Annotated in this window: 11 protein-coding genes; all 11 read left to right on the forward strand. The window is 32.6% G+C overall.

Translation table 11 applies throughout. The annotated features are described in order from the left end of the window. Window positions 1-80 precede the first annotated feature (80 nt). A complete protein-coding gene (locus ACP7AT_RS04160) occupies window positions 81-905 on the forward strand; it encodes a CheR family methyltransferase (protein ID WP_426063089.1) in 825 nt (274 codons plus the stop codon). Window positions 906-907: 2 nt separating this feature from the next. Then, on the forward strand, window positions 908-1,480 hold the full coding sequence (locus tag ACP7AT_RS04165; protein ID WP_426063090.1) for a chemotaxis protein CheB: 573 nt from the start codon (window positions 908-910) through the stop codon (window positions 1,478-1,480). Between the two features lie 32 nt (window positions 1,481-1,512). Next, window positions 1,513-5,031, forward strand: coding sequence for a response regulator (locus ACP7AT_RS04170; RefSeq protein WP_426063091.1), 3,519 nt, complete (start codon window positions 1,513-1,515; stop codon window positions 5,029-5,031). A gap of 116 nt (window positions 5,032-5,147) precedes the next feature. Next, window positions 5,148-7,604: a response regulator gene (locus ACP7AT_RS04175; RefSeq protein WP_426063092.1), complete on the forward strand. Its 2,457-nt coding sequence runs from the start codon at window positions 5,148-5,150 to the stop codon at window positions 7,602-7,604. A gap of 331 nt (window positions 7,605-7,935) precedes the next feature. Beyond that, window positions 7,936-8,130 (forward strand): hypothetical protein, encoded by a 195-nt coding sequence (locus tag ACP7AT_RS04180; RefSeq protein WP_426063093.1) that lies wholly within the window; start codon window positions 7,936-7,938, stop codon window positions 8,128-8,130. Window positions 8,131-8,588: 458 nt separating this feature from the next. Further along, the gene (locus tag ACP7AT_RS04185) at window positions 8,589-9,581 is read left to right on the forward strand and encodes a 2-hydroxyacid dehydrogenase (protein ID WP_426063094.1); all 993 of its coding nucleotides are present in this window, start codon (window positions 8,589-8,591) and stop codon (window positions 9,579-9,581) included. Between the two features lie 131 nt (window positions 9,582-9,712). Then, window positions 9,713-10,042 carry a DUF892 family protein gene (locus tag ACP7AT_RS04190; RefSeq protein WP_426063095.1) on the forward strand — a complete coding sequence of 110 codons (330 nt, stop codon included), beginning with the start codon at window positions 9,713-9,715 and terminating at the stop codon, window positions 10,040-10,042. 42 nt (window positions 10,043-10,084) lie between these two features. Then, window positions 10,085-10,237: a hypothetical protein gene (locus ACP7AT_RS04195; RefSeq protein WP_426063096.1), complete on the forward strand. Its 153-nt coding sequence runs from the start codon at window positions 10,085-10,087 to the stop codon at window positions 10,235-10,237. Between the two features lie 23 nt (window positions 10,238-10,260). Beyond that, complete coding sequence (locus ACP7AT_RS04200) at window positions 10,261-10,479, forward strand: aldehyde dehydrogenase family protein (RefSeq protein ID WP_426063097.1); 219 nt, start codon at window positions 10,261-10,263, stop codon at window positions 10,477-10,479. 18 nt (window positions 10,480-10,497) lie between these two features. Continuing rightward, on the forward strand, window positions 10,498-10,629 hold the full coding sequence (locus tag ACP7AT_RS04205) for a hypothetical protein (RefSeq protein ID WP_426063098.1): 132 nt from the start codon (window positions 10,498-10,500) through the stop codon (window positions 10,627-10,629). A 510-nt stretch (window positions 10,630-11,139) separates the two neighbouring features. Further along, window positions 11,140-12,228, forward strand: a complete 1,089-nt coding sequence (locus ACP7AT_RS04210) for an alkene reductase (protein ID WP_426063099.1) — start codon at window positions 11,140-11,142, stop codon at window positions 12,226-12,228. Window positions 12,229-12,288 lie beyond the last annotated feature (60 nt).

Here is a 12,288-nt window from a genome sequence, read left to right on the forward strand (position 1 = left end):
TAATTTTGTTAAAATTTAATAGATAATTTAAATAAATCATCCCTCATTTGGTTGAATATTAAAACCAAAATTGTTTTATAATGCGGTATAAAGAAACGTCAGATTTGGAAATTTCATTGTTGTTAAAAGCAATCGATCAGCAATACGGTTACGATTTTAGGGAGTATTCCCAAGCTCATATCAGGCGCAGGATTATGAACAGAATGGCACTATCGAAATTTGAAGATATTTCTGAAATGCAATCTAAGGTTTTGAATGATGAAACATTTGCTTCTGAACTTTTACAAGATTTGTCAATAACAGTAACAGAAATGTTTCGTGACCCAGTTTTCTACAAGTCATTACGAGAAAATGTTATTCCTATTTTAAAGACATATCCTTTCATAAAAATATGGCATGCAGGTTGTGCTACGGGAGAAGAAGCCTACTCAATGGCTATTCTTTTGCAGGAAGAAGGCTTGTATGACAGAACAACCATTTATGCTACTGATTTTAATCAGATGGCTCTAAACCGTGCGAAAGATGGAATTTTTTCGAACAAAATGATAAAAGAGTATACTTCTAATTATCAGTTGGCCGGAGGAAAAGAATCATTTTCCAGTTATTACACTTCCAATTATGATAATGTCATAATGAATCATTCCTTAAAAAAAAATATTGTTTGGGCCAATCATAATTTGGTAACCGATAGTGTTTTTGCAGAAGTGAACTTAATATTGTGTCGCAATGTGCTGATTTATTTTGATAAAAATTTACAAAATAAAGTCCAAAATCTTTTTTACAGTAGTCTTATAAATGGCGGCGTACTCTGTTTGGGTTCTAAAGAAAGTTTACGATTTTCTGATTTATATACCCATTATTTTGAATTGGACACCAAACAACGCATCTTTAAAAAGAAATATTGAATATGCAATATGAAGCAATTGTAATAGGAGTTTCTTCTGGAGGCATGAGTGCGTTGAAAATTTTATCTTCCTCTTTGCCACTGCATTTTAATATTCCGATTATCGTAGTGCAGCATTTAAGCGCTCAATCTGATAGTCATTGGATAAAACTTTTAAGTGAAAAAAGTCAACTCAATCTAAAAGAAGTCGATGAAAAAGATGCAATTGAAAAAGGAAACATTTATATTGCCCCTCCCAATTATCATTTATTGATTGAAAAGGATAAAACGTTTTCTCTTACTATAGACGCGCGTGTAAATTTTGCAAGACCTTCAATTGACGTGTTATTTGAATCAGCAGCCGAAGCGTATACAAATAAATTAATTGGAATTGTGCTCACAGGATCTAATAGTGACGGGACAAAAGGAATTAAACGAATAAAAGACTGTGGAGGTTTAGCCATCATTCAAGACCCAAAAACAGCAGAATCTGAATATATGCCAATGTCAGCAATTGCAGCAATTGTGGCAGATTACGTTTTACCATTGGAGGATATAATCAAATTATTAATACAATTAGATCAACAAAAAAAATAAAAAGCCTAAATTTTATAAATAACAGTACGAAAATGAACTTAGGAAGAAAAATCGTTATCGGATTTATTGCTTGTGCAATGGTCCTTGTCGGAGTTGCATTGTTTTCTTTTAAAAACAGTGAAAAATTTGTTGCTTCAAATACTTTGGTAAATATTTCCAATCAGGTATTGTATGAATTCGAACAAATTTTACTTACTTCTGTTGATGCAGAAACAGGAGTTCGAGGTTATGTTATAACAGGCGATGATAATTTTTTGAAGCATTATATAACCGCTAATACAAAAATAATTGAGAATATTAAAAAAATAAATAAATTAACACGAGACAATTTCAATCAACAAATTAATATCGAGAAACTTACAAAAGTGCTTCAACTGCGATTTGACAATTTAAATACCTGTATAAACCTTCGTAAAAATAATTTTGAAAAAGCACGAGCCTTTATTGCTTCTGGCGAAGGCAAAAAAATTCAAGACGAAATACGAAAAATAATTAGTGAATCACAGCAATTAGAACGTTCGCTTCTTGCGCAAAGGACTCAAAATAGTGCGGAAGATGCCAGTAAGTTTAATATTGTTTTTGCTATTTTACTGCTGGTTATTGTATTGATTCTTATTGTTGTCTATACCATTGTTGCTACAAATTTAAAAGCACTTAAAAATTCCGAGTCACAAACTGCCAGTAAAAATTGGTTGCTTACCGGTAACTCAGCACTTAGTGAAAAATTAATGGGAGATCAAAATATAGAACAGTTGGCAAACAATACCATAAGTTTTCTATGTAACTATCTGAAGGCCAATATTGGCGCCGTTTATCTTTTTAATGAAAACGAAAATACTCTACTGCTTAGTGGAAAATTTGCTTTTTCATCTACTAATGACTCAAAAGAAAATTTTAAATTAAATGAAGGATTAATTGGTCAGGCTGCCTGGGAACAAAAGCAAATTTCAATATCAGATGTAACTGATCATCAAATTCGTATCACTTCATCCGTATTGGATGCAAAACCAAAACATCTGCTTATTACCCCTTTTTTGCTCGATGGAAAAACGATAGGTGTAATTGAAATAGGCAAGCTTGCAGAATTTAACGAAACCGAAAAAGAATTTGTAAATGTTGCTATGAGCAGTATTGCTATAAGTGTCTATACTGTGCAACAAGCTGAAGAAAAAGAAATAAGAGCCGCAGAGTTAGTTGTTGCTAACAGAGAACTCGCTTATCAAAATGAAGAAAAAGAAAAAAGAGCAGCAGAATTAGTTATTGCAAATGAAGAACTTGCCTTTCAAAATGATGAAAAAGAAAAAAGGGCTGTGGAATTAAGTTTTGCGAACAAAGAGCTTTCGAATCAAGCTGAAGAACTTCAAATTCAGCAGGAAGAACTAAGACAACTGAATGAAGAATTAGAACAACAAGCGCAAAATCTAAAACAACAGCAAGAGGAATTGCAAATGACCAACGAAGAACTGGAAGAGCAAACCCAATCATTGGAAGAGAAAAATAAGGAAGTTGAAGCCTCTAAAAATGATATTGAACAAAAAACAAAACAACTGGAAATTAGCAGCAAGTACAAATCAGAATTTCTTGCAAACATGTCGCATGAATTAAGAACACCTCTTAATAGTTTGCTTATATTATCCAAAGATTTATCCGAAAACAGAAAAAAAAATCTAGATGAAGTTCAAGTTGAAAGTGCAGAAATAATTTATAAAAGTGGTCACGATCTTTTGGTCTTAATCAATGAAGTGCTGGATCTCTCCAAGATTGAGGCTGGAAAAATGGCTATCAATATTGAAAAAGTAGCACTGAGAAATTTTACAGCTAATATTATTCGCGATTTTAAGCATCAAGCTGAGCAAAAAGGACTGGAAATACTTTGCAAACAGGCCGATAATTTACCCGAGTTTATTTACACTGATTCTCAGCGTTTGAATCAGATCTTGAGAAATCTTTTATCCAATGCGATAAAGTTCACCGAAAAAGGAAGTGTACTTATTGATCTGGAATCTAATACCGAAAATACTTTGCGCATTTCAGTTAGTGATACAGGAATTGGAATATCAGAAGACAAGCAGGCAGCCATATTTGAAGCTTTTCAGCAAGCCGAAGGAGGTACTTCCAGAAAATATGGTGGAACTGGATTAGGACTTTCTATTTCACGGGAACTTGCAAAATTATTAAAAGGAGAAATAAAAGTGAAAAGTAATTTAGACAAAGGTTCTACTTTCTCACTGATAATCCCATTTGAAATTTACGCTACAGAAGAGTCTCAAAACGAAATCCCATTGAAACCTGTTTCGAATGCGCCACGTTCTGAAATTGATAGTCGATTCCTCAATTATCCAACAATAAAAGACGACAGAGATACCATAAACAGTGATGATAAAATAGTACTAATCATTGAAGATGACCAAAATTTTGCTTCAATACTTTTAAAACAAGCCAACAAAAAAGGATTCAAATGCTTGTCAGCATCTTCCGGAGAAGACGGTCTGGCCCTTGCTGCAAAATACAAACCTCAAGCCATCATTCTTGATATGGGTTTACCAGGAATCAAAGGCAGACAAGTATTGACTGAACTAAAAACAAATTCTTCGGTAAGGCATATTCCGGTTCATATCATATCGGCTGATGACCGTTCGCTGGAACCTATCCGAGAAGGCGCGGTAGAATATCTGATGAAACCAATAGCGAAAGAAAGTCTGGAACAAGCTTTTAACAGAATTCAAAATTTTGTGGATAGAAAGATAAAAAAACTGTTGATTATTGAAGACAGCGAAAATTCCAGAAAAGCAATAAAAATACTCATTGGCAGTGGTGATGTAAAATGTTATGAGGCAGCAACAGGAAAAGAGGCTTTAGAATTGTTTGAGCACAAACACATTGACTGCATCATTCTCGACATAGGATTACCAGATATGACTGGCTTTGAACTTATCCAAAAACTGGGCGATTTAAAAGGCCATAACCTACCTCCTATTATCGTTTATACCGGAAAAGAACTTACAAAAGAGGAAAATAATCTGCTGCACAAATATGCGGAGAGCATTATTATAAAAGGGATAAAATCCGAAGAACGATTGCTGGATGAAACAGCTCTTTTTCTTCACCGAACGATTAGCAATTTACCCAAATCGAAACAAATGATGATTAATAATTTGCATGATAAAGAAGCTATATTTCATTCAAAAAAAATATTATTGGTCGATGATGACATGCGAAATGTTTTTGCTTTATCAAAAATATTACAAGAACGAGGAATGGAAGTCATAAAATCCGAAGACGGCAAGAATGCATTAAAAATGTTAGAAGTTCATTCTGATATTGATTTGGTTTTAATGGATATTATGATGCCAGAAATGGACGGTTATGAAGCAATGAAACAGATACGATCTCAGATAAAATTCAGAAACTTACCGATAATTGCCCTAACGGCTAAAGCGATGAAAGACGACAAACAGAAATGTATTGATGCAGGCGCCAATGATTACATCACGAAGCCAATTGATGTTGAACGTTTGTTATCATTAATGCGTGTGTGGTTAAGCAAATAATCAAACATTTTCAAGAACGCGATATACAGACATCATCATACGTTGCATTTTTTGATTGATATTTTGATATTTAAAGAAAAACACTCAACTCTTAAACTTTTGTTTTACAATTAAAAATGGAAATAAATAGCCCTGTTAAAATTTTATTGGTCGATGATTTACCAGAGAATTTGTTTGCCTTAGAAGTAATACTTTCTAATGAAAATTATTTGTGTGTCAAAGCAAATTCCGGAAATGAAGCCTTAAAAATTCTACTTCACCAACAAGACTTTGCCATCATATTAATTGATGTGCAAATGCCTAAGATGGATGGATTTGAAACCGTAGAACTAATTCGACAAATCGATAAACTTAAACATGTACCGATAATTTTTTTAACGGCCAGCATGGATAACTCTTTACAAATTTTTAAAGGATATGAGGCCGGTGCTGTAGATTATATGATTAAACCTATTTCGCCTGAAATATTAAAAGCGAAAGTAGCTGTTTTTGTGGATTTGCACACAAAAAATCAGGAATTATTAGTTCAAGCGCAGCAATTGAAAAAACTGAATACCGACCTTAAAGCCCAAAAATTACGTTCTGAATATTCTTTAAGTCTAATTGAAGCAAGTCATGATCCATTATTTGCCATCAATCCGGAAGGGAAAATAACCGACATGAATAATGCATCGGTTAAAGAAACCGGTATCGCTCGACAGCAATTAATTGGAACAGATTTTTTTAATTATTTTACTGAACCAAAAAAGGCTCGCAAATTATACCAAAAAGTATTTGAAAAAGGATTTATTGCAGATTGTCCATTAATTCTTTGTCATAAAAATGGCAAATTGAATGATGTATTATTCAATGGAGCAGTATATAAAGATGATAAAGGAAATGTACTTGGAGCGGCCATTGTTGCAAGAGATGTGACCAATCAAAAAAGAGCTGAAAGAGAATTACTTGAAGCTAAAATTTCAGCGGAATCAGCCACCAAAATTGCTGAAGAAGCTAAAATTAACGCCGAAAATGCTGCGATTACAGCTGAAAGTGCCGTAAAAGCAAAACAGCGATTCTTGTCGAATATGAGTCACGAAATCCGTACACCAATGAATGCGATCATCGGATTTACTAAAGTGATACTGAGAACGGAATTGACAGACAAGCAAAAAGAATATTTAAGCGCAATAAAAATAAGTGGTGATGCCTTAATTGTCCTCATTAACGACATACTCGATTTGGCAAAAGTTGATGCCGGTAAGATGACATTTGAGAAAACGCCATTCAAAATGAAATCTTCAATCACGGCAATGCTTCATTTATTTGAAAACAAAATTCAGGAAAAAAACTTAAAACTTATTAAGGAATACGATAATAAAATTCCAGATGTTCTGATTGGAGATCCGATTCGTTTGCATCAAATTGTTTTAAATTTAGTAAGTAATGCCGTTAAATTTACATTTCAAGGGAAAATTACGGTAAGTGTCGATTTATTGCATGAAGATGATGAAAAAGTAATACTCAAATTTGCCATAACGGACACCGGAATTGGTATTTCTGAAGAAAAAATAGGAACTATATTTGAAAATTTTCAACAGGCAACTAGCGGAACTTCCACATTATATGGCGGAACTGGACTTGGTCTTGCTATTGTGCAGCAATTAGTAGAACCTCAAGGAGGAAGTATTTTTGTAAATAGTATTATTCATGAGGGTTCAACATTTAGTTTCACCTTGCCTTTTCAAAAAACAAACGCAGATGCAGAATTGGAAAATGAAGAAGAATTATTAGATGCAGAAATAAATAATATAAAAGTATTAATAGTTGAGGATATTCCGCTAAATCAATTATTGATGAAAACATTGTTAGATGATTTTGGATTTGAACGAGACATTGCTGAAAATGGGCAAATAGCTATTGAAAAAATAAAAGAAAAAGATTACGAAATTATATTAATGGACTTACAAATGCCAGTTATGAATGGATTTGAAGCGACAGAATACATTCGTAAAACGATGAATTTATCTATTCCTATTATTGCGTTAACTGCGGATGTAACTACCGTGGATTTAGCTAAATGCAAAGCCGTTGGGATGAATGATTACATTGCGAAACCCGTTGATGAAAGATTACTCTATAATAAGATAGTCAACATATTAAAAAAGCCAAAACATATAAAAATTGGGAAAATTCCAATAAAGCATACTAAAATTATTAACGATAAAGAGGTAGCGAGTAAAAAGACAAAATACACCAATCTGGAATACCTACATCATAGAACAAAATCAAATCCAGCACTATTAAAGGAAATGATAATTTTATATTTGGCACAAACTCCAGCACTGGTAACTACAATGAAGCAAAGTTTAGCCAATGAAAATTGGTGTTTATTAGGCGCTTCCGCACATAAATTGATACCTTCCTTTTCAATAATGGGAATCAGTTCAAATTACGAAAATATGTCAAAGAAAATTCAGGAATTAGCGACAGCACCAGACAAATCAAAAGAGATACATGAACTAGTGCAGCAACTTGAAGATGTTTGCCTCCAAGCCTGTACCGAATTGAGGGAAGAACTTGATACAATTTAAAACGGATAAAGATAAAAAGATAAAGCCGCTACCAAAAACATAACTAAAAAAAAATAACTCTAATAAGACAAAATTAAATTTATTTTTCCCTCATTGTCAATGTTTTACAAATAAATATATAATGTAAAGATTTATTCGATTTATTTTAAACTGTGAATGATATAACTTTTATTAACAATTGTATAACATTTTTGCTGTTCAATCAAAATACATTTGTTAAGTAATTATGATCTCCCCAAAACGAAATATTAATTATTCAAAGGTGTTTGTTTAAAACCATATTAGTTAAAAACTTACATTAAAAAAAGTATAAATTTTAAAAATCAAAATCATGAATTTAAAAAGAATTTTTGGAGCATTACTTACTGCTCTTGGAATAGGTGGACTTATTTACACTGCAGTTATATTTGCAAGTACTTCAGGTGAAACAACAGATGTTAAATCGTTAATCATTTACGGTGTACTTGGTATCCTTTTCTTCATTTCCGGAATCAGCTTAGTGCGTACAACAAAAGACGAATCATAAATTATTTTTCTGAAAATTTGATTGTTATTGCATGAAAAACCAATTCAAGTAATGAGAAAAATAATTTATTATTACTTTGACCATAAGTTTTTAATATTACAATAAAATGATTGAAATGCGTTTTTCTACGAAAAACAGAATACTTTCAAATATCATTTTTACAAAACAAATTCTCTCTGCTTTTTATGTGCAGAGAGAATTTATTTTTTAGGCTTAAATGTCTTTTTCTGTTTCCTGAATTGTGATTTAAAACAGATCCGTTAAAGTTCTCCCTGCTCCTCAAATCATATTTTATAGTCTTGCAAGCATACCGTTTTTACTGGATTGGCCATTTTAATTTTTATACTAAACCGACTCATTTAGGAAATTCTCTTATTTTGATGCTACAATTTGCTGTCAACAAAAAATAAACTACAATAAATAATATGAATTCTCCATATCAAATTTAAAATCAAACCATGAAAATAGCCGTCTTTAGTACAAAACCATACGACCGAGAATATTTAGACAAGTTTAATATGGATCATAAACACGAGTTAGTTTATTTTGATGCGCCATTGAATAGTGAAACTACCAATTTGGCGATAGGATTTGAAGGCGTTTGTGTCTTCGTAAATGACACAATCGATAAAAAAGCAATCGCAAAATTAGCAGAAATAGGTATAAAACTTATTGATTTGCGTTGCGCAGGCTTCAACAACATTGATCTTGAAGCAGCTGCAAAACATAACATTAAAGTAATGCGGGTTCCCGCTTACTCTCCGCAAGCTGTTGCAGAACATGCTGTAGCATTGATTTTAACTTTAAATCGCAAAACGCACAAAGCATACAATAGAGTTCGGGAAAGTAATTTTTCATTAGAAAATCTTACTGGATTCAATCTTCATGAAAAAACGGTTGGCGTAATTGGGACTGGGAAAATTGGTGCCGCTTTTTGCCAAATAATGTTAGGGTTTGGTTGCAATGTCATTGCTTACGATGTTATTGAATCCGAGAAATTAATAAAAAAAGGTGTTATTTACAGAACTTTGGATGAACTTTTTAAAAATTCTGATATCATCTCGCTGCACTGCCCTCTTACCACTGACACAAAATACCTTTTTGACAAGACAGCATTTTCTAAAATTAAAAAAGGCGCGATGTTGATAAATACCAGCCGTGGCGCTTTGATTAAAACATCGCATGCTATTGAAGCTTTAAAAAAAGAACAATTAGGTTATCTAGGAATAGATGTTTATGAACAAGAAGAGAATTTATTTTTTAAGGATTTATCTGAAAGCATTATTCACGATGATTTAATTGAGCGATTGATGGCTTTTCACAATGTATTGATTACGCCACATCAGGGCTTTTTTACCATTGAAGCACTAGACCAGATTGCTATTACTACCTTAAATAATTACACTGATTTTGAACAGGGTTCACCCTTAAAAAATGAAGTAAAACAATAGATATGTATAGCAAATTTCCATAGTGATATGTGTGAATGTTACAACTCATTTGGAATATTATGTAATGAATTTATAAGTGTAAAACAATAACTTTACTATATTATTTTAATGTAGAACCTAAATTAAAACACTTGAAAAGTACAATCACCAAAATGGGTAAAAAAACCATATTGCACAAAGCGAAAGGAAATTCAGACGAAACCATTCTTGAAACAAGCAAGGGTTGTCGCAATGTTTTTTTAGAGGAATTAAAAGAAATTTACTTTTCTGAAAAAGCGTTAATTATCTCAATTCCCATATTAGTTAAGAACGCTGCTACCGAAGAATTAGCTGACGCACTCAAAGTACACTTACAATTTACAATTGACCATATTAAGCGCCTTGAAGAGTTTTTTACTTCCATAGGTGAAATAAATATTATGTCAAAATACGAAGCAATGTACGGTTTAACAACTCCGTAAAAAATATAAGACACTACTACCAATCCTTTTTAAAAATAAAAGATGGCTATTCAAACTGTAAACCCCTTTACCAATGAAGTCATACGGTCATTTGATGAAATGAATGATGAATCTGTCGATATGTTTATTGCACAATCTGTAAAAACATTTAATTCATGGAAACAAACTAGTTATAATATAAGCATCGTGCTGTAATATTGCATAAAGTTGCTGCTTTGATGCGTGATAAAAAAGAACATCTAGTTAAAATTATATCGTTAGAAATGGGCAAATTAATTGTTCAAACAGAAGGTGAAATTTTATTAAGTGCTGATATTTTTGATTCCTATTCAACTAACGCGGAGACATTTTTGGCAGATAAGCATCCAAAACCAAAATATGGTGATGCTTATGTACGTTGCAGCCGTATAGGAGCTATTTTTGGTGTTGAGCCATGAAATTTTCCTTTTTATAAAGTGGCCAGATTTTCGGCTCCAAACATTATGGTTGGAAATATAGATTTTATAAAACATGCATCCATGGTGGCACAATGCACTATTGCAATTGAAGATTTATTTAATGAGGCTAATGCGCCAAATGGTCTTTAGAAGAACCTATTAATTTCTGGAAAACGAGCATCGTATTTAGTTGCTGATAAAAGAATAAAAATATATTTTGTTAGGTAGCATTTTTTCTGATTTGCCAGATTGGCGTAACGGCATCAAGAACATAGGGGTTTTCCAATCTTCCGCCTATGACCAACGAATAGGTACACGAGCTTGATACCCGTTAATTAGAACGATAAAAAAATGTTGCCTAACTTATATTTTAGTTTTTAGTGTTATAAAAAATTTTGTTTAAAATTATCATTAGACGAAAAGTTTATTTAGAGAATACTTCATCCTTTGTAAGTATAAAATTAAAGTTCCCAAACATAATAAAAATCATGTTTAAACGGAATTAAAGCTAACTGTAGTTTTAGATTTTTAAAACGATTCTTATCTCAAAGATTTTTAAAGCTTTAGATCCATCTCTAAAGACTACAACTTTATTTTGAAAGATATTTTTAATTAATATAATATAAGTATCTTTATGTCAACAACATAAGCGTAAAGAAAATGAAAACATACGAATTATTTACACCAAAAAAATTAGGTTCCATCGATTTGAAAAACAGAATTGTGATGGCGCCAATGACACGATGCAGAGCGATTGGAAATGTTCCTAATGAATTGATGGCTAAATATTACAATCAGCGTTCGAGTGCAGGCCTTATTATAACTGAAGGGACATCACCGTCGCCTAATGGATTAGGATATGCTAGAATTCCTGGTATTTTTAATGCTGAACAAGTAGAGGGCTGGAAAAAAACTACTGCTGTCATTCATAAAAACGGAGGAAAAATAATAGTTCAATTAATGCACTCCGGAAGAATTAGCCATCCTTTAAACATGCCAAAAGAATCCTTAATACTGGCCCCTTCTCAGGTAAAAGCAGCGGGGCAAATGTGGACAGATGCAAATGGTTTACAAGATTTTGTTGTACCTAATGAAATGACCCGTCAAGATATTTTACACGCCAAAACAGAATATATTTCTGCAGCTGAAAATGCGCTATTTGCAGGATTTGATGGTGTAGAATTACATGCTGCCAATGGATATTTATTAGAAGAATTTCTTTCTCCGGTTAGTAATATTCGAACAGGTGATTATGGAGGAAGTGTAGAAAACCGTTGCAAATTTGTAATTGAAGTGGCTGCGGCCGTTGCTCAAGCGATTGGAAAAGAAAAAACCGGAATACGGCTATCGCCCTATGGAGTTGCCAGCGATATGCCACATTATCCTGAAATTGAAGCTACTTATGATTATTTATCTAAAGAGCTTAACAAACTTGATATTGCCTACATTCATCTTGTGGATCATTCCGCTATGGGTGCTCCTGACGTTCCTCTGGAAATCAAAAAATTAATTCGTCAAAATTTTAAAAATACCATGATTATTTGCGGTGGTTATACAAAGGAAAGTGCCGAATTAGCTCTAGAATCTGGACTTACAGATCTTGTTGCTTTTGGAAGACCTTTTATTAATAATCCTGATTTAGTAGAAAGATTCCAAAATGATTGGCCTTTATCCGAGGAACTTGATATGGACTTATTTTACACAGCAGATGAAAAAGGATATACTGACTATCCGTTTTACAAAATTTGACTGTAACAAATTTTTACCTCTTAAATAATGTTTTACAGAAACTCTCAAAAGCTACTTAAA

This window comes from Flavobacterium sp. DSP2-3-1 (assembly GCF_049896865.1).
In the GTDB taxonomy this organism is placed as follows: domain Bacteria; phylum Bacteroidota; class Bacteroidia; order Flavobacteriales; family Flavobacteriaceae; genus Flavobacterium.

Excerpts from the sequence above, each read along its gene's own strand:
- ACP7AT_RS04160 (WP_426063089.1), top strand. The coding sequence starts at position 81 with ATGCGGTATAAAGAAACGTCAGATTTGGAAATTTCATTGTTGTTAAAA.
- ACP7AT_RS04165 (WP_426063090.1), top strand. The coding sequence starts at position 908 with ATGCAATATGAAGCAATTGTAATAGGAGTTTCTTCTGGAGGCATGAGT.
- ACP7AT_RS04170 (WP_426063091.1), top strand. The coding sequence starts at position 1,513 with ATGAACTTAGGAAGAAAAATCGTTATCGGATTTATTGCTTGTGCAATG.
- ACP7AT_RS04175 (WP_426063092.1), top strand. The coding sequence starts at position 5,148 with ATGGAAATAAATAGCCCTGTTAAAATTTTATTGGTCGATGATTTACCA.
- ACP7AT_RS04180 (WP_426063093.1), top strand. The coding sequence starts at position 7,936 with ATGAATTTAAAAAGAATTTTTGGAGCATTACTTACTGCTCTTGGAATA.
- ACP7AT_RS04185 (WP_426063094.1), top strand. The coding sequence starts at position 8,589 with ATGAAAATAGCCGTCTTTAGTACAAAACCATACGACCGAGAATATTTA.
- ACP7AT_RS04195 (WP_426063096.1), top strand. The coding sequence starts at position 10,085 with ATGGCTATTCAAACTGTAAACCCCTTTACCAATGAAGTCATACGGTCA.
- ACP7AT_RS04200 (WP_426063097.1), top strand. The coding sequence starts at position 10,261 with ATGCGTGATAAAAAAGAACATCTAGTTAAAATTATATCGTTAGAAATG.
- ACP7AT_RS04210 (WP_426063099.1), top strand. The coding sequence starts at position 11,140 with ATGAAAACATACGAATTATTTACACCAAAAAAATTAGGTTCCATCGAT.